Here is a 22,212-nt window from a genome sequence, read left to right on the forward strand (position 1 = left end):
AGGAAACACATTCACCACCCCCTTAAAAACGAACCTTTATGCTGGCACTGAGCTTTTTGATAATAACCATGTTCAGGAAGATAAATTCCTACATAAAGGAGCGCAACTACTCTATGTAGCATACCCTGACACCTGAGATAACAAGACTTTTTCCCACCCCCCGACTCTATAGCTATAAGACGAAGCGGCTGCCCAAAAGGCAGCCGCTTATTATTTATATCTGTACGATCAGTGCTATTGACCATCTGTGGCCTCTGTAGGCGCCGGCGTACGGTATATCTCGAAGACTATCTTGCCATCGGTCTCGCTGTAGTCGGCGGTCACGGTATCGCCCGCAGTGATGCGGTGATTGAGGATCTCCTCGGCCAGCGGGTCTTCCAGGTATTTCTGTATGGCCCTGTGCAGCGGCCTTGCGCCGAACTGCTGGTCGTACCCCTTCTCTGCTATGAACTTGCGCGCACCGGCAGTAAGGGTGAGGCTGAAGCCCAGCGTGTTCAGGCGTTTCAGCACATCTTTCATTATGATGTCTATGATGAGGCTGATGTGGCCTTCGTCCAGCGTGTTGAAGATGATCACATCATCTATACGGTTCAGGAACTCGGGCGAGAAGGTGCGCTTCAGCGCCTTTTCTATCACACCACGGCTGGTCTCTTCAGTGCTCACGGTCTTGGCATTGGTAGCAAAGCCCACACCGGTGCCAAAGTCCTTCAGCTGCCTTGCGCCAATGTTCGACGTCATGATGATGAGGGTGTTCTTGAAATCCACCTTGCGACCCAGGCCATCGGTCAACTGTCCATCGTCCAGTACCTGCAGCATGATATTGAATATATCGGGATGCGCTTTCTCTATCTCGTCCAGCAGCACTACAGAGTAGGGCTTGCGGCGTACCTTTTCGGTAAGCTGGCCGCCCTCTTCATAGCCTACATATCCGGGAGGCGCGCCTATCAGGCGGCTCAGCGAGAATTTCTCCATGTATTCGCTCATGTCCACCCGTATCAGGGCATCTTCCCCGTCGAACATATAGCGGGCCAGCGCGCGGGCCAGCTCGGTCTTGCCCACGCCCGTAGGGCCCAGGAATATGAACGAGCCTATAGGCTTGCGCGGATCTTTCAGCCCCACACGGTTTCGCTGTATGGCCTTCACCACTTTAATTATGGCATCGTCCTGGCCCACTACAGAGCCCTGCAGGTCTTCGCCCATGCGGCGCAGCTTGGCGCTTTCGGCCTCTACCATGCGCATCACGGGTATGCCCGTCATCATGCTTATCACCTCGGCTATGGCTTCCTCGCCTATGGGGTAGCGCCTGTGCTTGGCCTCTTCTTCCCACTCTGCCTTTGCACGGTCCAGCTCTTCGCCCAGGCGTTTTTCGCGGTCGCGCAGTGCGGCGGCCTCTTCAAAACGCTGGCTCTTCACCACCTTGTTCTTCTCCTGCTTTATATCTTCTATCTTCTTCTCCAGGTCCAGTATGTTCTGCGGTACGTTTATGTTCTTCAGGTGCACGCGTGCGCCTGCCTCGTCCAGCACATCTATGGCCTTGTCGGGCAGCAGGCGGTCGGTCATGTAGCGGTCGCTCAGCTTCACGCAGGCCTCTATGGCCTCCTGGTCGTAGCTCACGTTGTGGAAGTCCTCGTACTTAGAGCGTATGTTGTTCAGTATGATGATGGTCTCGTCCACGCTTGGCGGCTCTACCAGCACCTTCTGAAAGCGGCGGTCCAGTGCGCCGTCCTTCTCTATGTACATGCGGTATTCATCCAGGGTAGATGCGCCTATGCATTGCAGGTCGCCACGCGCCAGTGCAGGCTTGAAGATGTTGGAAGCATCCAGCGAGCCTGATGCGCCACCTGCGCCTACTATGGTGTGTATCTCGTCTATGAAGAGTATCACATCACGGTTCTTCTCCAGCTCGTTCATTATGGCCTTCATGCGCTCTTCGAACTGGCCACGGTATTTGGTACCTGCCACCAGTGCGGCCAGGTCCAGGCTTATCACACGCTTGTCGAACAGCACACGCGAAACCTTGCGCTGCACTATACGCAGTGCCAGGCCTTCTACTATGGCCGTCTTGCCCACGCCGGGCTCGCCTATCAGTATAGGGTTGTTCTTCTTGCGGCGCGATAGTATCTGCGATACGCGCTCTATCTCTTCCTCGCGGCCCACTATGGGGTCCAGGTTGCCCAGCTCGGCTATGCGGGTTATATCGCGGCCAAAGTTGTCCAGCACCGGCGTCTTCGACTTGGTGTTGCCCGTCTGTGGCTTGCGCTGCTGGTACTGGCGGCGTTCGTCATCATCGTCGAACTCTTCCGATCCGGGATCGTTGTAGTCGGCCGACGGGCTACCACCCTGCAGTATGCTCAGCTCCCCTTTGAAGCGCTCATAGTCCACATCCAGGTTGCTCAGTATCTGTGTAGCCACATTCTCTTTGTTCTTCAGTATGCTCAGCATCAGATGCTCTGTCTCTACTGTGGGGCTTTTCAGCGCTTTGGCCTCCAGCACGGTGATGCGTATCACCTTTTCGGCCTGCTTGGTAAGTGGCAGGCTGTTGATGCTGGACATAGGCTTGTTGTTCTTGTCCTTGATAGCGCTTTCCAGCTCTTTGCGCAGCTCGAAGAGGTCTACATGCATACTCTGCAATACCTTGAGGGCCATACCGTCGCCCTCCCTTATCAGGCCAAGCAACAGGTGTTCTGTGCCTATGAAATCATTGCCGAGCCTAAGCGCCTCTTCCCTGCTGTACGATATTATCTCTTTTACTTTTGGCGAGAAATTGGAATCCATGTTGGTTCTCCTGATTTTTTATAAAGTTAATGATTTTAGGGGTTCGGGCTATCTGCAATAATTATAAGTGTATTTTGCGGACTTATAGATCTCTTACGTTCGTAAAGTGGCATTCGGAAAAAGATCTTATTTTTAGTTATGCCACATCACCATCGCCATCACCTCTAAATGAATTATACCAATGGACTTCAAAATTGATACCAGAGACACTTTTTCAGTAATAACGCCTATGGGCGATGAAATATCGGTTAATTTGTCAGAGGAGCTGCATGCTACTATCCGAAAAATGAGGCAAAGCGGCAGTCAGAACTTCATTGTAGACCTGCAGCACTGCAGCAGCATTGAAAATGAGGCCATTGAGGGGCTGGTGGCCATGCACGAGGAAAGCTACAGCATGGGCAGATCGCTGGTATTCACGGGGGTAAAGGGCAAAGTGCTGGCCGCCATAAAGCAGAGCGAGACCGATGAACTGATAAACCTGGCACCCAAGATGATAGAGGCAATAGATATAATAAGTATGGAGATACTGGAGCGCGACCTCTTTGAAGAGGAAGGATAGCTTAGGGCAAGTGCGCGGTTTTTAGTTACTTTGCGTTTGTGTAGCACTGCCCAATAAGACACCCCTTCTTTGAATATGGAACGTACCCTTGTAGTGATAAGGCATGCCAAATCGAGCTGGAACGACCCTTTGAAGAGCGACTTTGAAAGGCCGCTCAACGACAGGGGCAACCGCGATGCACCCGAAATGGCGGCAAGGCTGAAAAAGGCAGGGCTGATACCCGACCTGGTAATAGCCAGCTCTGCTAAAAGAACACGCCAGACGGCACTGCTAATGGCCGAGGTGCTGGGGTACGACAAAGACCGCATACAACTGGAAGAGAAACTGTACCACTGTGTGCCTGCCACTATGGAAGAGGTGCTGTATGCCGTGGCCGATGATGTGAGCACTGTGTTCATGGTGGCGCACAATCCCGGCATCACAGAGTTCGCCAATCAGTTGTCGCCACAGTTCTATGTAGGCAACCTGCCTACATGCGGCGTGGTAGCGGCCAGCTTCTCTGCCGCAAGCTGGGCCGAGCTGGCTACCGCAAAGAAGAACGTTTTTTTATACGACACCCCTAAAAATGAGCATGATCGCTAATAAGGCCACTACAGCACAGATAACGGCCACACTGGAAAAACTGTTCGAAGAACACTTCGATAAAAAGCCGGAGTCTATAGAGGCGCTTGCCGTATCGGGCTCCGACAGGCGATACTATCGCATCACATCGGGCAGTACAGTGGCCATAGGTACCTACAATACCAATGTGGCCGAGAACAATACCTACTTCTACTTCACAGAGCTTTTTCGCAGGCACCAGATAAATGTGCCCGAGATATACCACCGCAGTAAGGACCGCAGGGCATACCTGCAGCAAGATGTAGGCAAGACCACCCTCTTCGACCTGGTGATAAAGGAGGGCTATACCGAGAACGTGCGCAAGCTGTACCACAAGGCGCTGGCACAACTGGCCAAGGTACAGTGGGTGGCCGGCCGCGAGGCCGACTACAAGCAGTGCTTCTCTGCCCGCCAGTTCGACGAGAAGGCCATCATGTCCGACCTGCTGTATTTCAAATATTACTTTGCCGACCTGCAGGGCATACCTTACGACCGCTCGCTGCTCATAAGCGAGATGGAGCTGCTGAGCAAGGACCTGGGCCGTGTGCAGCCGCAGACCTTCATGTACCGCGACTTCCAGAGCCGCAATATAATGGTACATGAGGGCAAGCTGTACTTCATAGATTTCCAGGGCGGCATGCAGGGGCCGCCGCAGTACGATATAGCATCGCTGCTGTGGCAGGCGCGCGCACAACTGCCCGCGCCGTGGAAGGAAGACCTGCTGAACAGCTATATAGCATCTCTTGCCGACCTGCATGTACCGCGTATGGACGAGATATACTTCAGGCGCGGCTATGTACAGTTCGTACTGGTGAGGCTGCTGCAGGTACTGGGCGCATATGGCTTCAGGGGACTGCTGCAGCACAAGGCACACTTCATCACCAGCATAGGCCCCGCGCTGAAGAACCTGGAGACCTTCCTGTCCGGTCATCCGCAGACACCCAACTACCCCGAGCTGCGCTCGCTGCTGGAAAAGATCACCTCGCGCGATATGCAGGACAGGTACGCTACCGCCATTACAGACAAGGAGCCCAAGCTGGAGATACAGGTATGCAGCTTTTCTTACAAGGGCGGCATACCCAAGGCATCGGGCCCGCATGGCGGTGGCTATGTGTTCGATTGCCGTGGCCTCCTCAACCCCGGCAGGTATGCGGCCTACAAATACCTTACCGGCAATGACGAGCTGGTGAAACAGTTCCTGGAGCGCGAAACGCGCATGCCCGACTTCATGAACCATGTATATGCCCTGGTGTCTATAAACGTGGAAGACTATATAGCACGCGGCTTCGAGCAGCTGAGCATCTCCTTTGGCTGCACCGGCGGGCAGCACCGCTCGGTATATGCCGCCAACGAGCTAGCAAAGCACCTGCGCGCCCGCTACAACGTAAAGGTGGAAGTGACCCACCTGAACGAGAAGAAGTGGCTGCTGGCCGATGAGCAACCTACCGATACCAATGCACACTAAACCATAGCGCAACGCGATAATGATAATGGGCCAATGTCTTCCGACATTGGCCCATTTCTTTTAGTGGCCGCACGCTAGCAAAACAAAGGGCCGGTATCATACCGGCCCTTTGAAAGGATAAGAATAGCAAAGCACGCTACTACTTCTGCACTACGAAGCGTATAGTGCGGTTCTGGTCATTCCCTGTGATCCTCAGCAGGTATGTACCATTGGCTATCTCATCATCCATTTTCACTGCGGCCTTTATGTGTCCGTTCGTCACAGGCACAGTGTTCTTGTATATCGCCCTTCCCAGCATGTCCACTATCTCCATTTCCATGGTCTTTTCGCCGGTCATGCCAGCTATATCACCCATCAGGGTGAATGTGCCGGTATTGGGGTTGGGTATTATACGCACCAGGCTTGCTGCATCGGCCGTAGCGGCCATATCACCTTCTTCGGCAGCGCCTGGTCTTGGCGCAGGATATGGCATATGCACATTGCAATCAAAACCCCATGTACAATCGCCTATACCGAACTGGAACACTGTGAGGTACAATGCACCGCTATACAATGGCGACATAGGTGTAACGGCCGCTGTGAGTGTGATAGTACCTCCTGCCACAGGGTTCAGGCTGGCATCCAGCGCCCATATTTTCACAAATACGCCGGGCACCCAGCCTACCACTACCAGCGAATTGGTAACATCATCATAGTACACAGGGCAGCCAGTAGGCGGCGTTACCACCGAATCGGTGATGCTGCAACCGGCCAGTATATGGTGGTTGGTACAGCCGCCATCTGCGGCAGATGCTGTAACGCTGGTAAGCGCAAAGTGTACCGGCATGGACGAGGTAGGCACAGCTACCGTAGCAGAGCCATCGCCACTGATATTGAGCCCTGCAGAGCCAGAACCACCGGGGAACGAAGGACTGCTGGTGAATGACACCGAGCCAAGCGAAGGACCACCCGTGAAGTTAAGTGTGACAGGCGATGTGGCCGCCGATGGGCATACAGCGCCACCACATGTCATAGACACTACAGGCAGCGGGTGAACAATGACATCTACTACAGAATTCGCCTCGCAGCGAAGCCTTGCATTCCTGTCAACTGCCGCACCGGTAACCGCATACAGGCCATTGTATGCAGGCGTAACACCCGATATGGTATATGTAGGGGTAGATGAATAGTCTGGCAGTATGCCCATACCTGTTGGGTAGGCAGGCCCTTCCCAATAATACGGGTCGGTACAGCCGGTGCAGGTGGCAGTGAGTACCAGGTCATTGCCCTCGCACAGCGGGTCGTTATACGTCAGCGTCATGGTAGGGTATGGCAGCCTTACCACCGTTACAGGTGTACCGGCAACAGTATGCAGGCAGCAGCCCAGCACCCATGCCACCTGGAAAGTAGTGGTAACACCTATCGTCCGGGTGAATGAACCATTGCCCATAGCATCCAGCGGTACCAGTATGGGTGGGAACACCGCCGGTGTAGCCGTAACAGACACCGTAGTATTGGGGGAGCCGCATATCTGCAGTGTCACAGGCTTGGTGCCACAGGCTGCCTTACCATTGCTGCATATATCGGCATAAGGCCAAGCTACTTTTTGCTTGCAGCTCTGCAGCTTCACACCCTTGCAGTATGGCGCGAGGTGCGAGGTGACGCTGGTAGCCGTCATCACCACCATGCCTTCATTGTGTACGCCATATAATACTGTGGCATAGCCTACGCCCGAGCTATTGAGCGTAACGGGAGACCCGGTGATCGTTCCGGGGCAGCAGGGGTCGTTGTATTCCCATGTCACGGTAGCGCCGGGTGTACCTGTTATCTTGTACACCAGCGGTGTACCGGGGCATGGTATCTTGCAGCCTACATAGGTGATAGAGGTGACCACAGGCAGCGCCCTTACCACCAGGTTCACACTGGCGCTTGTGCCGCAGCGATGGTTGTATACGGTAACACCGTTATACCCATTGTCTGCCATTGTCACCGAAGAGAGCGTTACAGATGGAAGACCCACAATAAAGCCCGGCCTTACAGGATCGGCGAAAGACCATACATAGTCGGTAGCTGTAGGTGTAACAGTAGTGGTGAACACTACATTATCGCCCTCGCATACAGGGTTTGGCGTAGCCGATACTACTACTGTAGGATACTCGTATACCGTGAATGTAAAGCAGTTGCCTGCATACATGTGGGTGCAGCAGCCTGTAGCGCCGGTGATGCAGTAGGTATAGGTGCCTGCTGCCAGGGGCCCTGTAGTATAGGTGCCCTGTCCTGTTGCATCGAGGTCTACATACATATCGGGGCCGGAAGGCGCCAGGTGGAACCATGCCTTGCCATATTTAGGCCCCTGGAAGTAGAGTGTCATGGTCTGTCCTACACACTTGGTCTCGGGGTCGTTCATTATCGTAGCCTGTGGCCATGCTATCTTTATCATGCCGCCGGCATTGTTGCGGCCGTGGCAGCCTTTGTCGCTTATTATGTCGTCTATGCGTACATATACCATACCTTCTCCCGAGGCGCCAGGTGTAGCAAAAACAGTAGCTATACCTGAGGCAGGTATCGTTGCGGTCAGCCCGCTATGCCATATCAGGGTAGCTGGGTCTTGCCAGCTCCAGTATACGGTAGCGCCCGGTGTGCCGGTGATGTGGAAATAGAGGTCCATATTGGGGCATGGCAGCAGGCAGCCGAAGTACGATATATCTGTTACCGACGGCAGTGGGTTCACAGTGATAACGGTAGAGTTGCTGGAAGAAGCGCAGCAGTTGGTAACGCCATAGTATACCGTAGCAGTGCCGGGGCCAACGCCAAGGCCTACATATCCTGCCAGCCCCAGATCTATAACACCCGGGTTATCTGTGCTCCAGGTACCGGTGCCGCTACCAAGGCCCATTATCAGTGAAGAGAACGTTACTGTTTCGCCTACACATATCTCCAGCTTATCGCCCCATACCGATCGTACATCGGGTACAGGGTCTACGCAAATGTGGAGCCATGCATCGGGGTATATGGTACAATGCGATAGCGGGTCCTCTATACTGATGATGTGTATAGATGTATTGGGAGACGCTGCAGTAGTACTATAAGAGAACAGACCAGAACCAAGCGCAAGACCGTAGGCGAGGCCACCGGGTACAGTTTCGAAATAAATGATCGCATTTGGTGCCGTATAGAACTGAAAGGTAAGTTCAGTGCCTTCGCAGTGATGACCTGTGACCTCGGCAAAGCCGGTGAATGTTGGTAAAGGGTTGACCGATACCAGCGCGGTGGTGAATGCAGTACCACAGGCATTTGTATAGGAATATGTGACAGTGGTCGTCCCTCCTGCAACACCTCTGATACTGCCATCAGCATTTATATCGGCAATGGCAGTATTATCTATACTCCATGTACCACCCGGGCTATAAGGCCCGGTATGTACCGGCATGACAGAGGACCCTTCGCACATTGTCATATCGTCTATGTGCCCAGCCAAAGGCGTGGGGATCACGGTAATGGTAGCTGTAGCATATGTAGGGCCGCAGTCGTTAGAAACAGAATAGGTGATCAATGTCGTTCCTCCTGCAAGACCGGTAACGGTCCCCCCGGGGCTCAAGCTAGCTATCAATGGGTTTTGTATGCTCCACGTCCCGCCGGGAGTTGGGGTACCGGTGTGTGAGGGGGTAACTATATCGCCCTGGCACATCGTGATATCGGCTATATGCCCGGGATCGGCACCTGGTCTTGGTTCGGCATGTACATAAAGTGTCTCGTTACATCCGAAACCTGGGAAAGCCGTCATTACAAGAGCATAGTCTGTAGGGCTGCTGGGAGCTGAAATGGAAGGAGCGCCGCCAGCAGTTGTAGAGCTTATGAATGTCCATAAGGGCAACTCATACCAGTTGTAAGTGCTATAACCCTGAGGGGCATTGGGGAGCGAGGTAGTTCCCGGATAGCAAGGACGTATGGTGGATAAGAATGGCGTACAATCGACATCGACATAAGCATATGCAAAATGTCCGCCTTGAGAACAGTCTGCCGTAACGAATTCTATAGTGGCAGGGGAAGCACTCAAAGGTATCTTCAGGCTGCCTGTACGCCAATTCTGATACCATGTCATACCGCCGCCTATTGGATTGGCAGACAGTATGAATCCCGGAAGGCTCACGGCATTGTAATTGTAGGAAGCACAAGAGAGGACGTTGCCACTATTATCATAAGCTGAAGCCTTGAAGAATGGCTGGTCTACTTCATCATGACCCGGATCCTGTATCACAAGAGCGAAAGCATAGTTCACTACGACATAAGACTCGGTAGCAGGTACGGTCACAGTATATTTTGCCCTGGTGGCTCGCTGGCCGGCCAAGGTACCACCTAGCTTTAAAGAGAAATTGTTGCCGGGCAATATGCTAGTCGGACAAACCACAGGGAATCCGCCATATCCATCTGTGCCTGTACCAGACATGATCTCGGCCTGATTGATGACCGGCGGTACTACGGTCGCCGACCATGCGATAGGGGGAGCATTGGAACCTAGTGTGATCTGCCAGTTGCTAAAGCCACCCGTTTCAAAGTCCATATTCGGTGCGAAGCTGCATTGCGCCATCGCAGAAAAGTTGGCTATCATTGCGATGATAAGCCATAATACATATCTTTTCATTGTGTTTTCTTTTTAGTTTACGATCTGAGAAAGAAGAATATCAAAGCCCTGCTGCAAAGGCACTTATAGCAGCATTGAGATCTGCTGCATTGCCCTTCATGTCCGCGGATAACAGCATGACAGTATTCAGCAAAGACCCCTGATCCGATATTTTGGTCTTTGCCCGAGATATACCCGAGGCATCATTTGCCTGTTTCGCTTCCTTCAGTTGTTGCTCGTATGCTAAAAAGAAGATCTTCACCATTCCCTGCATCTCTCGCCATTTGGCTACTATCGCTTCCTGCGAGCCGCCCTCTAAGAGGGTTTCCAGCTCATGGGCCTTCGATATGAATTCGGTCTTGGATGCTGCCACTTGGGCAGCGGTATAGCTGGTCTGTGCCAGTGCATGTGCCTGGATGATGATACCCAGCCCGCATATCAGGATGAATTTTTTCATTTGGGTCATATTTTTATAAGGTGAAAAAGAATTTGTTGGGGATATTTTTAGCTGTTATGGCTCACGCGCCAGGCGATCGTATGCGTTTCTCTGAAAGCATTATGTGTCTAGACTTTAAAGTGTTAATGATTTTATTTCATAGCAACTTAGTATACATTATTACGGATCTGCTACTAAACCCGACGAAGTGCCGTTTACAGACGCCGAAATGTCGTTTCGGGCCGACAAGTAGTTATCCGCTTGTTAATCATCTTTAACTCTTAGACCATACTGCCGATATGCGTATCAGCACAAACAATGTGGTACAAAGCGCAGATCTCACTACTTTTGTGACAAATACAAGCGATATGTTGAAGACCGGAAATACCATAGTGAGCATATATACCGAGATGACCCCCAACCCGGAGACAATGAAATTTGTGGCCAACAAGCTGCTGTACCCGGGCAAAAGCATCGATTTCCCCGATGAATCTGCTGCAGGGCCATCGCCCCTGGCGAAAGAGCTGTTCGCCTTCCCCTTCATCAGGAGCGTGTTCATAGCCAGCAATTTCGTGACCCTCACAAAGACCCCCGATACAAACTGGGACGATGTGATACCATCGGTAAGGCAGTTCCTGAAGGAATACCTGGAAGAAGGCCGTGCGGTGATAAACGAAGACCAGATAGTAAAACAGGCCGAAGCGACCATAAGCGGCGACGATACCGACGTAGTGGTGCGCATAAAAGAGTTGCTGGAGAACTATGTGAAACCCGCAGTAGAGATGGATGGCGGCGCTATCAGCTTCAAGGGTTTTGAAGATGGCACCGTGAAGCTGATGCTGCAGGGCTCATGCTCGGGCTGCCCCTCATCTATGATCACCCTGAAATCGGGCATAGAGGGCATGATGAAACGCATGATACCCGAGGTAAAGGAAGTAGTGGCCGAGGCAGAGTAATGACCAGAAATAAGATAATGGCAAGGCAGTATACCCCGGTATGCTGCCTTGTGTGCTATATAGCGGTAAATGACAGGGAATTACCTTATTTTTATACCCGAACCAAACATTGTTTCCCAACAAATATACTTGGTGCTGCAGCCACCGGCAGCGCCATCAATAGCCCGCAATGAACATTCAGAACAACTATGTGGCCATAATGGCCGGCGGTATAGGCAGCAGGTTCTGGCCAGAGAGCCGCACACACCTGCCCAAGCAATTCCTGGACCTACTGGGTACCGGCAAGTCGCTCATACAGTGGACGTACAACCGCTTCAAGCATATTTGCCCCAAGGAGAACATATACTTCATCACCAATGAGCAGTATATGGCCACCCTGCGCCAGCAGATACCCGAGATAAATGATGCCAACATCATATCAGAGCCATCGCGAAAGAACACCGCACCCTGCGCGGCCTACTTCGCACACAAGATAATGGCGCTGAATCCCAATGCCAATATAGTGATGTCGCCGGCCGACCACCTGATAATGGACGAGCACTCCTTTGAGCGTACCACGCAGGATGCGCTGGAGTTCGTATCGAAGCACAAGGCCATGCTGACGCTGGGCATAAAACCCACCCGCCCCGATACTGGCTATGGCTACATACAGTACGATGTAGAGCAGGAGATAGACAAGGTCTACCGCGTGAAGACCTTTACCGAAAAACCATCGCTGGAGCTGGCCCGCACCTTCCTGAAGAGCGGAGACTTCCTCTGGAACTCGGGCATATTCGTATGGAACGTGCAGACCATAATGGAAGCGCTGGAGCACTTCCTGCCCGAGATGAACGATGTGTTCCTGCAGGCAAAGAACGTGTACAATACCCCTGCCGAGCACGATGCCATAGTAAGGCTGTACCCTCACTGTACCAACATATCTATAGACTATGGTATAATGGAGAAGGCGCGCAATGTATATGTGATACCTTCCTACTTCGGCTGGTGCGACCTGGGCACATGGGAGTCGGCATATGACAACAGCGAGAAGGACTACCTGGGCAATGCCGTGCTGGGCAATAATGTGATGGTGATAGACGCCACCGAGTGTATGATAAAAGCCCCCAACGAAAAGCTGGTGGTGCTGCAGGGCCTGGAGAAATTCATAGTGGTAGACACGCCCGATGTACTGCTGATATGCGAGCGCAACCGCGAGCAGCAGATAAAGGAATATGTGGCCGAAGTGAAACGCAACAAGGGCGACAGGTACCTGTAAAGGGTACTACTTCGCCCTGGCGGCCTTTACCTCATCTATGGTAACGGCAGTACCCGTATTTCCCATATTGGTGTATACATAAGACAGTACGGCTGCTACCTCCTCGTCGTTCAGCTGCTGGGGTGGCATAGTATTGTTATACGTTTTGCCGTTCACCACCATTTCGCCGCTGCTGCCTTTTATCACCTGCAGTATGGTCTTCTCCCTGTTGGCCAGGTAATCCGATCCCGCCAGTGGCGGGTACACATTGGGTAGCCCGTCGCCGCCCGCCATATGGCACTGCGCACAGGCACGCTTGTATATATCTTCTCCGCCGGGCTTCGATGCCTCGGCCTTTACATCATCGGTAGAGAATGGTTGCTTGTCGGTAGTGCTTTCGCTGCTGCCGCAAGACACTGCGAACATTACTGCAAGGGCAGCACAAAATAGCAGGGATACTTTCTTCATGTCAGAAGGGAGGCTTTGTGTGAACGGCGGTAAATTTAGCAAGAAGCAGAAAATAAACACAACTCCTGTACTTTTTCTTTTAGGGTCGGTCGGCAGGCCTGTAGCCGGCATTCTGTATCCACTGCTCTTCGGCGAGGCGGTATTCCACTTCATTTTGCAGGGTCTTGTACAGGGTAGCACCCGTTTTCTCTACCGTCTTTCGCGAGCGGTGGTTGTGGCTGCCTACATGAAAAGATATGGTCTTTGCAAAAGTAAAAGCATGGTCTATCATCAGGCATTTCATTTCCTTGTTGTAGCCATTGGCCCAGCATCTGCGTACCAGGAAGGTATAGCCTATAGCTATGTTACCTGTAGCGGGGTCGTAGTTATAGTAGCGAGAGCTGCCTATTATCTCGCCGCTGATATTATCTATAGCCACAAAGGCGCTCTGCGATGCCATTGCGCTTTCCAGGTAGCGGGCGAATACCTCCGGCATATAGCGGGTACGCTCCGGATGCTGCTCCCATATCAGCGGATCGGCTGCTATATGGTAAAGCGCCTCATGATCGGCAGATAGCATGGGGCGCAGCGTTAGCAGTCCGCCTTTAAGTGTGATACCGGAATGTGGAGACATGAGCATGCGGTGTATATGCGAATATAAGGCCCCTGTGCGCCACGCACCAAAAAAGCCCCTGTGTACACAGGGGCGCAAGGGATATTGGAAGGGGTAATGATGACTATCCTTTTTTAATGCCACGCTTGGTCTGGCGCTTCAGTTTGCCCTGGCTGCGCCACTTGCTGCGGGGCTTGCCGGCCATTGCTGCGGGTACGTCTATCAGGCGGGGTTTCAGTGTCAGCAGGTTACCGGTAGGCCCATCTATCAGCCAGCCTATGCCTGCCGTCAGCAGGGCATCTGCTATCACCATTTTGCCCCACAGCTTGGGTTTCAGCGCTACAGTAGCTTTTTGCCCGGTAGATGGCGAGTACAGCTCTAGCGTGGCTCTTTTTTTGCGGGGCAGCATCACTGCCGTTGTATAGAAGGCCACAGCGCCATTGGTACGGCCATTGGCGGCAAATACCTCGCTTGTCTTACTCAGGCTTTGCCCGTTCGATGATGCCTGTATGTCGCCGGGCGCATCTATGAGGAATACCTCTGTCTTACCCTTCTTACTGGCATTGACGATGGTGGCACAACTGTGAAGCATGGACATAAGGCATATTGCCGATGCGATGGTGATGAACTGTTTCATATTGCTGCGTGTTATTGGTGAGACAATGTTTTGTTTTTCATCAGCAAAACTATCCCGGGGCCAAAGGCCGCCAATCACACTTTAGTTGTATTTTACGGTCAGGCCGGGGCATGGAACGAACCACTCACTATCCCGGCACAGCATGGGAAGCCACCAACAACAACCTGTAGTACATAGCCTGAATGCAGGCGCGCAGCAGATCCTGCGCATACGCGCGGCAGAGCGCTACTCTATGCAGCGTATAGCGGTAATGGAGGGGCAGAGCTATAACATAAGATGCGATGCAGGACAGCGGTGGGTAGATATGGTGATATGGGCATCGCCCAAAGGTTACCCCAACCCGCTGGCGCGCCTCTTCGGTATGCGGGTACACGATGCCAGGTGCTTCTGCCTGTGCGGCGCGTATAACGATGCAGATACAGATGCCTTTGCCATAGGTACGGACCATACCATAGCGCATGTACCCATCAATGGTACACTATCGTTCTTTGCCAATGATGTGCATGGCTACGAATGGAACAACTGGGGCAGTATAGATATAACGGTAACGAGGTTGCAGTGATCACCGCAGCCTGTCGGTAGAGCGTACCAGCTTCTCATCTCCGCGAATGCCTATCGCGGCCAGTACCAGGAATATGATAGCTGCTACGGGCAGCACTGCACCTATCCAGTAATTGCCGTTCACGGGTGGGGGTACGGCATTGTCCAGGCGGGTGATGCGCGAGAGCATGAACGATGTAAAAATGCTATTGTCCAGCACACATACCATGGTCATACGCGCCTGGCGCTTCCGGTTCCTGAACATGAATATGGTGATGAGCGGCAAGGCCGTCATGATAAGCGCTATCAGCAGCGATGGGAAATTATCGGCCACACGCACAGGCGGTATACCATCGGCCCTGTAAAGGTCGAAGAAGAATACGCCCGAGTTCAGAAGTGCGGCTACCAGCAGCCATATCGATTGTTTGCGTTGTATCATATCGTGTCAGGTAGGTCTTAGTTTATCATGTCTTTGCCAAAGTATGAGTGCAGCACAGCAGGCAGTTTTATGCCATCGGGCGCCTGGTTGTTCTCCAGCAGGCAGGCCACTATACGAGGCAGCGCCAGCGAGCTGCCATTCAGCGTATGCACCAGGTTGGTCTTATTGTGGGCATCCTTGTAGCGTATCTTCATACGGTTCGACTGGAACACCTCGAAGTTGGACACAGAGCTTACCTCCAGCCAGCGCTCCTGCGCTGCGCTATATACTTCAAAGTCGTAGGTGAGCGCCGAGGTGAAGCTCATATCGCCGCCGCACAGGCGCAGTATGCGGTAGGGCAGGCCCAGGCTTTTTACCAGCGCCTCTACATGGCTTACCATGCCTTCCAGTGTCTCATAACTGGTGGCGGGGTCGGCTATATGCACTATCTCCACCTTGTCGAACTGGTGCACACGGTTCAGGCCGCGCACATCCTTGCCATAAGAGCCTGCCTCGCGGCGGAAGCAGGGAGAGTATGCGGTCATCTTTACCGGCAGCTCGCTCTCCTGCAGTATCACATCGCGGTATATATTGGTAAGCGGCACTTCCGATGTAGGTATCAGGTACAGGCCGTCGGCGGTCACATGGTACATCTGTCCTTCCTTGTCGGGTAGCTGGCCTGTGCCATATGCTGTTTCCTCGTTCACCATAAAGGGCGGGCAGTGCTCTACATAGCCCGCAGCGGTATTATAGTCCAGGAAATACTGAATGAGCGCACGCTGCAGCTTTGCCCCCTGCCCTATGAACACAGGGAAACCACTGCCTGCTATCTTATTGCCCAGTGCCAGGTCCATCAGGTTATACTTTGCCATCAGGTCCCAGTGGGGCAGCTTCTGTGCGGTCAGGTCGGGCATATCGCCGCCGCTGCGCACCACTACGTTCTCCTCGGGCGTTTTGCCCTCTGGCACGCTGGTATGGGGCAGGTTGGGCAGGCGCACCAGCGCATCGTGCAGTTGCTGTTCCATATCGGCCAGCTGCTGTACCAGGTCTTTTATGGTCTCTTTGTGCTGTGCTACCTGTGCTTTCAGTTGTTCTGCCTGCTCTTTCTCGCCCCTGGCCATATGCTGCCCTATCAGCTTCGATGCACTATTCACCGACGCCGCCAGCTCGTCGTGCGCCAGTTGTATGCGGCGGCGGGTCTCGTCGGCCTCTATTATGGTATCTACGAGTACTACATCCTTGAAGTGCTTCTTGGCCAGTCCCTGCAGTATCAGTTCCTTGTTCTGCCTGAATAAGTGTATGGGCAACATAAATATGGTAGGTATTACTTGCGGCAAAGATAATCTTAATACAGTAACTACCTACGCAGGGCCGTCAGCGTATATCGGGTATGGAGATACCTGTCATTTTGCGGTACAGGTCTATGGCGTACAGGTCTGTCATGCCCGATATGAAGTCTACCACAGAGCGTACATCGCCATACACATCCCTGCCCTTGCCCGTAACGGGAAACTGTGCCGGAATGATCTTCAGTACCTTGCCCGATTTGCTGAGGCCCGGGTGCAGCACGGCCTGCACCAGCTCGCGCAGCAGGCCGCCTATCACATTATAGCCTGCCACTTCTATCTCTACCACAGAGCGGTAGTTATATATGTTCTCTACAGAGAATGTATTGATGCGGCCTATCAGCTCATGGTCGGCAGGGGACAGGCACTTCAGCAGGTCTTTATCCAGGGTGCCTGCCAGCAGTTGCTCCTCATGCGCCATAAAGGCCGCAGCCAGCTTGTCTACCATCAGGCCTATCCAGCGGGCGCGTATGTACTGTACCTTCTGGTTGTCATCGTTTATGGCGGCCAGCTTGCCATCTATATAGCTACGCCTTGTGTATGGCCCTGTCTCCCCGTCGAAGAAGGGCAGGAAGAGGTCCATAAAGGTGTCTGTGCTCACTATGCGCAGGCGGTGGGCATCTTCCAGGTCTATGACCCGGTAGCATATGTCGTCGGCGGCCTCGGTAAGGTATACGAAGGGGTGGCGGGCATATATGTTGCTGCCCTCGGCCAGCCGCGGTATGCCCAGTGCGGCGGCTATCTGCGTATAGGTGTCTATCTCGCTATCGAAGAAGCCCGATTTCTTGGTAGAGATGGAATTTTTATTGAAGCCCTCGGCCGATGTGCAGGGGTACTTTACCAAGGCGGCCAGCGTGGTATAGGTAAGCCTGTAGCCACCGGGCTCGGGCTCGTTGAAGTTGTGCGTGAGTATGCGGAAGGCATTGGAGTTGCCCTCGAAGTATTCCAGGTCGCGGCGCTGGTTGGGAGAGAGGTTGTCCTCTATTATCTTTTTATTGTCGCCCTCCAGCTCCCTGAAAAAGGCGCGTATGGCATCCTCGCCCGAATGACCGAAGGGGGGATTGCCTATATCGTGGGCCAGGCATGCCGATGCTATCACCGATGCCAGCTCGTACCTGTAGAACTCTGTATGCGTCTCGTTGGCGCATGCATGGCGGGCGGCTATCTGCTCTCCTGCGGCCTTGCCCAGCGACCGCCCTACCGATGCTACCTCCAGGCTGTGCGTGAGCCTGTTGTGTACGAATATGGCGCCCGGTAGCGGGAATACCTGTGTCTTGTTCTGCAGGCGGCGAAAGCCCGATGAGAATATGATGCGGTCATAGTCGCGCAGGAAAGAGTTGCGTACAGGATCGGTGCTGTTGCCGCGGGAAGAGCCCGTACGCTGCGTGGTGTATAACGACTGCCAGTTCATATTGTAAATATGCGACAAAATGAGGAGAATGACGGTGGTAAAAGCCCCACCCTACCTCCCCAAAGGGGAGGGGATGGGCTGTGGTCTGCTACGCATTGCAAAAAAATAAGTAGATATGACATAACGGGACCGGTTAACACCCGCACAGGTGTTCCTTCAAAGAGTACCATGCGCAATTTTGAGAACACACATACAAAAAGAGACAGCCTCGCAAGGCTGTCTCTTTTTGTATGACATCTGTATCGCGTTATTTGTTCATCGTGGCCAGGAACTCTTCGTTACTCCTGGTACCGCGCATCTGCTGCAGTAGGAAGTGCATGGCCTCATCGGTATTCATATCCGATATATGGTTGCGCAGCAGCCACATCTTGTTCTGCACATCTTTCTCCAGCAGCAGGTCGTCGCGGCGGGTAGATGATGATGTGATGTCTATGGCAGGGAATATGCGTTTGTTGGCCAGCTTGCGGTCCAGCTGCAGTTCCATATTGCCCGTACCCTTGAACTCTTCGAATATCACCTCGTCCATCTTAGAGCCAGTGTCTATCAGCGCCGTGGCCAGTATCGTCAGCGATCCGCCGTTCTCTATCTTGCGCGCCGCGCCAAAGAATTGTTTTGGTTTCTGCATGGCATTGGCCTCCACACCACCGCTCAGCACCTTGCCGCTGGCAGGGGCCACGGTATTGTGGGCACGCGCCAGGCGGGTTATAGAGTCCAGCAGTATCACCACATCGTGGCCTACTTCTACCAGCCTCTTGGCCTTTTGCAGCGCTATGGTCGATACCTTCACATGCTTGTCGGCAGGCTCGTCAAAGGTCGATGCTATCACCTCTGCGCGTACGCTGCGCTGCATATCGGTCACTTCCTCGGGGCGCTCATCCACCAGCACTATCATCAGGTAGCACTCGGGGTGGTTGGCGGCTATGGCATTGGCCACTTCCTTCAGCAGCATGGTCTTACCGGTCTTTGGCTGTGCCACTATCAGTCCGCGCTGGCCCTTACCTATAGGGGTAAAGAGGTCCATGATGCGGGTGCTGTAGTTGTTGGCAGTACTGGTGAGGTTCAGCTTTTCGAAGGGGAATAGCGGAGTGAGGTAATCGAAAGGTACGCGGTCGCGTATCTCGTCGGGCAGCTTGCCGTTTATGGTCTCTACCTTCAGCAGGGCAAAGTACTTCTCGCCTTCCTTTGGCGGGCGTACATGACCTTTCACGGTATCGCCTGTCTTCAGGCCGAAGAGCTTTATCTGCGATGGCGACACATATATATCGTCCGGAGAGCTGAGGTAATTGTAGTCGCTGCTGCGCAGGAAACCATAGCCATCGGGCATCATTTCCAGTACGCCCTCGCTGGCCACCACCCCCTCGAATTCCAGGTTGAAGGTGCTCTGCTGCTCGCGGCGGTTGTTATTATTATTGTTGTTGTTCCTGTTGAATTGCTGCTGCTGGGGGCGATCCTGGCGTACAGGCTCGGCGTCGGGCGCCTGCTGTGGCTGCTGCACCTCGGGATCAGGAGTAGGCATTATTATGCCCGACCCCTCTGCTGTTGCCGCTGCCTCATCGGCAGTATCTGTATCTTCCTCTGCGGCAGGGGCCTGTTGTGCAGGCACGGGGCGTGTCAGTTTCTGGTATGCACGGTGGGGCGAGTCTTCACGCTGTTTGCGCAGTTTGCGTTTTCTTTCGCCATCTGCGCCTGCAGTTGCCGGTTGTTCTGCCTCGGTAGCGCTTGCGGGCTCTTCAGCGGCAGGGGCCTGTGGTGCGGGTTCGGCTACCGGTGCTTCTTCAGCTGCGGCAGGGGCGGCCTCTTTGGCTTCCTTCGGCTTGCGGCCGCGTTTCTTTTTGGGTTCTTCGCCGGCTACCGCGGGTACGGCAGCCTGCTTGTCCAATATCTGGTATACCAGCGTCTTCTTGTCCAGCTTCGATGGCTCGGCTATCTTGAGTGAGTCAGCTATATCTATAAGCTCAGGAATGAGCATATCATTTAGCTGCATAATGTCGTAAGGCATGCTTGTGTTTTTTCCTGAATGATCTTGTATCGTGTGAATGGTCGGTGACCGTAGAACTTAATGATGAATGGCAATTGAAAAAAGGAATTTCGTGTTGGGGGAACGGAATGAAAGGAACGAAGAAATACCGGTTCCTTATTGCAAGATTACAACTGTTTTTTTAAAAAATAAAAAAAAAGAACAGTTCATGCTTCCGCATCGTACCATAATGCAAAATAAAATACTATGTATATCAATAAGTAACAAGCAACAAAGACACCTTGTTACGAACAATAGCCCGGCCTGCTAGAATGCCGACTGGAAGCGGATGCATGCCTTTATGAGCGCTATGGCCACTATACTTTCTGTAGGGAACTCCACAGGCTGGTGGTGCCTGTTCTCCGACACAAAACGGATGTATCCTTCCCTATCGGACCGCTGTATGTATTTGGCAAAGAAATACTCATCGCCCCTGTGCCTGATGGCCGCCAGGTACATCTCTCCCCATATTATGTTGCTTTTGTCGTGTATCTCTTTGTACAGTACCAGGTCGCCGCTTTTCAGCAGGGGGTACATGCTGTCACCGGTTATGCGCAGCGCCCCGTCGCAGTGGGGCATATCGGGCAGGCTTATGAGCTCTATGGGTATGTGCCGCTGGCGCACGGTATCGCACAGCAGTTGCTTCACACCGGCCGTAGCGTCTATATCGTAGAGGGGTACGGGCAGCGGGCTGCACCGCATATGCCTGCGCTGGCCATATGGCCAGCGTCTTCTCTGTGGCAGTATGGTGCAAGTGGCGCCGGTGGTGTCTTCTCTCTGTGTTATGCGGCCTTTGTACCGGCGCAGCATATGCGCGCTTGTATCATAGTGTTCTGTTCTCATAGGGTGGGTATAAAAGGGTAGTTCTCTTTACGAAATTATCGAAATGCCCCCTCCTCTACAGCCGCCACAGCAAGAATGTGGATAAGACCCGGCAGGCCGCAAGATGTGTGGAAAAAGAACGAAAAAAGGCCGCCTCATGGAGAGAGACGGCCTCGTTCTATATTCATTCAGTATACGCTGCCTACCAGTCGGGGTGGTCGGCGTTCCAGTGTATGCGTTCCCCGGTCTTGCCCAGGCCAAAGAGCTTGTTCATGCGCATAGTAAGCCCTATCTCGTTGTACGGGCCGGCTATGTGGTAGTACGAACGGCCGTAATGTATCATGAATTTATTGAGGTTGATACCTGCGCCAAAGGAGAAGCCTGCTATACCCTGCACCGTTTGCAGGGCCAGCTCGCGGCGCCGCAGCACATTGTACGATCCCGTTATGGTTATGCGGTCGCCAAGTGTTATCTCTGCCCCGAATATGAAGTGGCGGAACAGCTTATCTGTGAAGTACGACTTCGTTTTTTTGTTGCTGTCTATGGTCGATACCAGGGTGTTCGTGTTCTGGTCGTCGGGGTTGTCGTACCGTATGTCCCACTCGTACAGGTGGTGTATGGTGGTGAACAACCGCAGCGGCACATGCTTCAGCCGTTTCGATACGCCTATCTGCAGGTCGAAGGGTATGGGCTCTGCGGGGTTCTCGGGTATGTACCTATCCAGCATCACGCCCATGTTCTTGGCCACTATCCCTATATCCCACATCGATGCCGTGTCGTAGTAATTCACGCCCACATCCATCATGGCAGCCGTGGCGCGCTGTGTATACAGGGCAGAGTGTGCGAACTTCAGGTTGGCGCCATACCGCCAGTGCTCGCGGTAGCTGCGCGATGCGCCCAGGCTCACCGCATAGTCTATAGCGTTAAAGGAGCCCTCTTCCGTGCCTATGGTATTGGTCTTGGTAAAGCTGCCATAGTTCAGGTATTGCAGGCCGAACGCAAAAGATGTGTTCAGCTTGTCTACATGATAGCCATAGTTCAGGTTCGATGAGCTGATACCCGCATACAGCCCGTTATAGTTCAGCTGCAGCTGGTTGTGCAGCCCGGGGCGCATCAGTGCGGGGTTCTGCACGGCAAGCGATATATCGCTGCCGGGATTGGCCACGCTCATACCCCCCAGCGCCGACACATGCGGCGAGTTGGACATGCGCAGAAATTCGAACGCGAACTGTCCGCCGGTCACCTGCGCATGCGTGTATACACCCGCTAACAGCGCGCCGGCAAGTAGGGTAAAGGTCTTTCTGATATTTGGTAGTTGTCCTGTCCGCATCTCCAT

General features: G+C 53.2%; 18 protein-coding genes. 6 read left to right on the top strand and 12 right to left on the bottom strand.

Features of this window, described 5'->3' with window-relative positions:
- Positions 1 to 234: 234 nt before the first annotated feature.
- A complete protein-coding gene (locus ABD843_RS04515; protein ID WP_345079162.1) occupies positions 235 to 2,775 on the bottom strand; it encodes an ATP-dependent Clp protease ATP-binding subunit in 2,541 nt (846 codons plus the stop codon).
- Positions 2,776 to 2,956: 181 nt separating this feature from the next.
- Here ABD843_RS04515 and ABD843_RS04520 point away from each other — a divergent pair, with 181 nt between their 5' ends.
- The 3 genes from ABD843_RS04520 (at position 2,957) to ABD843_RS04530 (ending at position 5,399) form a co-directional block, all read left to right on the top strand.
- Complete coding sequence (locus ABD843_RS04520) at positions 2,957 to 3,334, top strand: STAS domain-containing protein (RefSeq protein ID WP_345079165.1); 378 nt, start codon at positions 2,957 to 2,959, stop codon at positions 3,332 to 3,334.
- A gap of 75 nt (positions 3,335 to 3,409) precedes the next feature.
- Positions 3,410 to 3,916: a SixA phosphatase family protein gene (locus ABD843_RS04525; protein ID WP_345079168.1), complete on the top strand. Its 507-nt coding sequence runs from the start codon at positions 3,410 to 3,412 to the stop codon at positions 3,914 to 3,916.
- Entirely contained in the window at positions 3,900 to 5,399 is a 1,500-nt protein-coding gene (locus ABD843_RS04530; protein ID WP_345079171.1) for a RapZ C-terminal domain-containing protein, read from the top strand. The genes ABD843_RS04525 and ABD843_RS04530 overlap by 17 nt, the downstream gene beginning before the upstream one ends.
- A 139-nt stretch (positions 5,400 to 5,538) precedes the next feature.
- On the opposite strand, the gene ABD843_RS04535 is transcribed toward ABD843_RS04530, so the two are convergent.
- Together ABD843_RS04535 and ABD843_RS04540 are read right to left on the bottom strand one after the other, a co-directional pair.
- Positions 5,539 to 10,020: a T9SS type A sorting domain-containing protein gene (locus ABD843_RS04535; RefSeq protein ID WP_345079174.1), complete on the bottom strand. Its 4,482-nt coding sequence runs from the start codon at positions 10,018 to 10,020 to the stop codon at positions 5,539 to 5,541.
- A 40-nt stretch (positions 10,021 to 10,060) separates the two neighbouring features.
- Positions 10,061 to 10,456: a hypothetical protein gene (locus tag ABD843_RS04540; RefSeq protein ID WP_345079177.1), complete on the bottom strand. Its 396-nt coding sequence runs from the start codon at positions 10,454 to 10,456 to the stop codon at positions 10,061 to 10,063.
- Between the two features lie 347 nt (positions 10,457 to 10,803).
- On the opposite strand from ABD843_RS04540, the gene ABD843_RS04545 reads away from it, so the two are divergent.
- Both ABD843_RS04545 and ABD843_RS04550 read left to right on the top strand, forming a co-directional pair.
- Positions 10,804 to 11,391, top strand: coding sequence for a NifU family protein (locus ABD843_RS04545; protein ID WP_345079180.1), 588 nt, complete (start codon positions 10,804 to 10,806; stop codon positions 11,389 to 11,391).
- Between the two features lie 169 nt (positions 11,392 to 11,560).
- Positions 11,561 to 12,646 carry a mannose-1-phosphate guanylyltransferase gene (locus ABD843_RS04550; RefSeq protein ID WP_345079183.1) on the top strand — a complete coding sequence of 362 codons (1,086 nt, stop codon included), beginning with the start codon at positions 11,561 to 11,563 and terminating at the stop codon, positions 12,644 to 12,646.
- Between the two features lie 6 nt (positions 12,647 to 12,652).
- Here ABD843_RS04550 and ABD843_RS04555 read toward each other — a convergent pair whose 3' ends face one another.
- The 3 genes from ABD843_RS04555 to ABD843_RS04565 form a co-directional block, all read right to left on the bottom strand.
- Complete coding sequence (locus tag ABD843_RS04555; protein WP_345079186.1) at positions 12,653 to 13,093, bottom strand: c-type cytochrome; 441 nt, start codon at positions 13,091 to 13,093, stop codon at positions 12,653 to 12,655.
- A gap of 79 nt (positions 13,094 to 13,172) precedes the next feature.
- Complete coding sequence (locus tag ABD843_RS04560) at positions 13,173 to 13,706, bottom strand: GNAT family N-acetyltransferase (RefSeq protein ID WP_345079189.1); 534 nt, start codon at positions 13,704 to 13,706, stop codon at positions 13,173 to 13,175.
- A gap of 103 nt (positions 13,707 to 13,809) precedes the next feature.
- The gene (locus tag ABD843_RS04565) at positions 13,810 to 14,322 is read right to left on the bottom strand and encodes a hypothetical protein (protein WP_345079192.1); all 513 of its coding nucleotides are present in this window, start codon (positions 14,320 to 14,322) and stop codon (positions 13,810 to 13,812) included.
- A gap of 142 nt (positions 14,323 to 14,464) precedes the next feature.
- Between ABD843_RS04565 and ABD843_RS04570 the strand changes: the two genes are divergently transcribed.
- A complete protein-coding gene (locus ABD843_RS04570; RefSeq protein WP_345079195.1) occupies positions 14,465 to 14,884 on the top strand; it encodes a hypothetical protein in 420 nt (139 codons plus the stop codon).
- On the opposite strand, the gene ABD843_RS04575 is transcribed toward ABD843_RS04570, so the two are convergent.
- The 6 genes from ABD843_RS04575 to porQ all read right to left on the bottom strand — a co-directional run bounded on the left by ABD843_RS04575 (position 14,885) and on the right by porQ (position 22,212).
- Entirely contained in the window at positions 14,885 to 15,301 is a 417-nt protein-coding gene (locus tag ABD843_RS04575) for a DUF4293 domain-containing protein (protein ID WP_345079198.1), read from the bottom strand.
- 17 nt (positions 15,302 to 15,318) lie between these two features.
- Positions 15,319 to 16,590 carry a serine--tRNA ligase gene (gene serS / locus ABD843_RS04580; protein ID WP_345079201.1) on the bottom strand — a complete coding sequence of 424 codons (1,272 nt, stop codon included), beginning with the start codon at positions 16,588 to 16,590 and terminating at the stop codon, positions 15,319 to 15,321.
- 64 nt (positions 16,591 to 16,654) lie between these two features.
- Positions 16,655 to 18,037: a dGTP triphosphohydrolase gene (gene dgt, locus ABD843_RS04585; RefSeq protein ID WP_345079204.1), complete on the bottom strand. Its 1,383-nt coding sequence runs from the start codon at positions 18,035 to 18,037 to the stop codon at positions 16,655 to 16,657.
- Between the two features lie 247 nt (positions 18,038 to 18,284).
- A complete protein-coding gene (rho, locus tag ABD843_RS04590; protein ID WP_345079207.1) occupies positions 18,285 to 20,036 on the bottom strand; it encodes a transcription termination factor Rho in 1,752 nt (583 codons plus the stop codon).
- Positions 20,037 to 20,321: 285 nt separating this feature from the next.
- Positions 20,322 to 20,897, bottom strand: coding sequence for a S24 family peptidase (locus ABD843_RS04595; protein ID WP_345079210.1), 576 nt, complete (start codon positions 20,895 to 20,897; stop codon positions 20,322 to 20,324).
- A gap of 181 nt (positions 20,898 to 21,078) precedes the next feature.
- Positions 21,079 to 22,212 (bottom strand): type IX secretion system protein PorQ, encoded by a 1,134-nt coding sequence (gene porQ, locus ABD843_RS04600; RefSeq protein WP_345079213.1) that lies wholly within the window; start codon positions 22,210 to 22,212, stop codon positions 21,079 to 21,081.

Source organism: Nemorincola caseinilytica (assembly GCF_039540515.1).
Classification (GTDB): Bacteria; Bacteroidota; Bacteroidia; order Chitinophagales; family Chitinophagaceae; genus Nemorincola; species Nemorincola caseinilytica.

Bases quoted from the DNA above. Each gene is read 5' to 3' on its own strand.
- ABD843_RS04515 (WP_345079162.1), bottom strand. From the start codon at position 2,775: ATGGATTCCAATTTCTCGCCAAAAGTAAAAGAGATAATATCGTACAGC.
- ABD843_RS04520 (WP_345079165.1), top strand. From the start codon at position 2,957: ATGGACTTCAAAATTGATACCAGAGACACTTTTTCAGTAATAACGCCT.
- ABD843_RS04525 (WP_345079168.1), top strand. From the start codon at position 3,410: ATGGAACGTACCCTTGTAGTGATAAGGCATGCCAAATCGAGCTGGAAC.
- ABD843_RS04530 (WP_345079171.1), top strand. From the start codon at position 3,900: ATGAGCATGATCGCTAATAAGGCCACTACAGCACAGATAACGGCCACA.
- ABD843_RS04535 (WP_345079174.1), bottom strand. From the start codon at position 10,020: ATGAAAAGATATGTATTATGGCTTATCATCGCAATGATAGCCAACTTT.
- ABD843_RS04540 (WP_345079177.1), bottom strand. From the start codon at position 10,456: ATGAAAAAATTCATCCTGATATGCGGGCTGGGTATCATCATCCAGGCA.
- ABD843_RS04545 (WP_345079180.1), top strand. From the start codon at position 10,804: ATGTTGAAGACCGGAAATACCATAGTGAGCATATATACCGAGATGACC.
- ABD843_RS04550 (WP_345079183.1), top strand. From the start codon at position 11,561: ATGAACATTCAGAACAACTATGTGGCCATAATGGCCGGCGGTATAGGC.
- ABD843_RS04555 (WP_345079186.1), bottom strand. From the start codon at position 13,093: ATGAAGAAAGTATCCCTGCTATTTTGTGCTGCCCTTGCAGTAATGTTC.
- ABD843_RS04560 (WP_345079189.1), bottom strand. From the start codon at position 13,706: ATGTCTCCACATTCCGGTATCACACTTAAAGGCGGACTGCTAACGCTG.
- ABD843_RS04565 (WP_345079192.1), bottom strand. From the start codon at position 14,322: ATGAAACAGTTCATCACCATCGCATCGGCAATATGCCTTATGTCCATG.
- ABD843_RS04570 (WP_345079195.1), top strand. From the start codon at position 14,465: ATGGGAAGCCACCAACAACAACCTGTAGTACATAGCCTGAATGCAGGC.
- ABD843_RS04575 (WP_345079198.1), bottom strand. From the start codon at position 15,301: ATGATACAACGCAAACAATCGATATGGCTGCTGGTAGCCGCACTTCTG.
- serS (WP_345079201.1), bottom strand. From the start codon at position 16,590: ATGTTGCCCATACACTTATTCAGGCAGAACAAGGAACTGATACTGCAG.
- dgt (WP_345079204.1), bottom strand. From the start codon at position 18,037: ATGAACTGGCAGTCGTTATACACCACGCAGCGTACGGGCTCTTCCCGC.
- rho (WP_345079207.1), bottom strand. From the start codon at position 20,036: ATGCCTTACGACATTATGCAGCTAAATGATATGCTCATTCCTGAGCTT.
- ABD843_RS04595 (WP_345079210.1), bottom strand. From the start codon at position 20,897: ATGAGAACAGAACACTATGATACAAGCGCGCATATGCTGCGCCGGTAC.
- porQ (WP_345079213.1), bottom strand. From the start codon at position 22,212: ATGGAGATGCGGACAGGACAACTACCAAATATCAGAAAGACCTTTACC.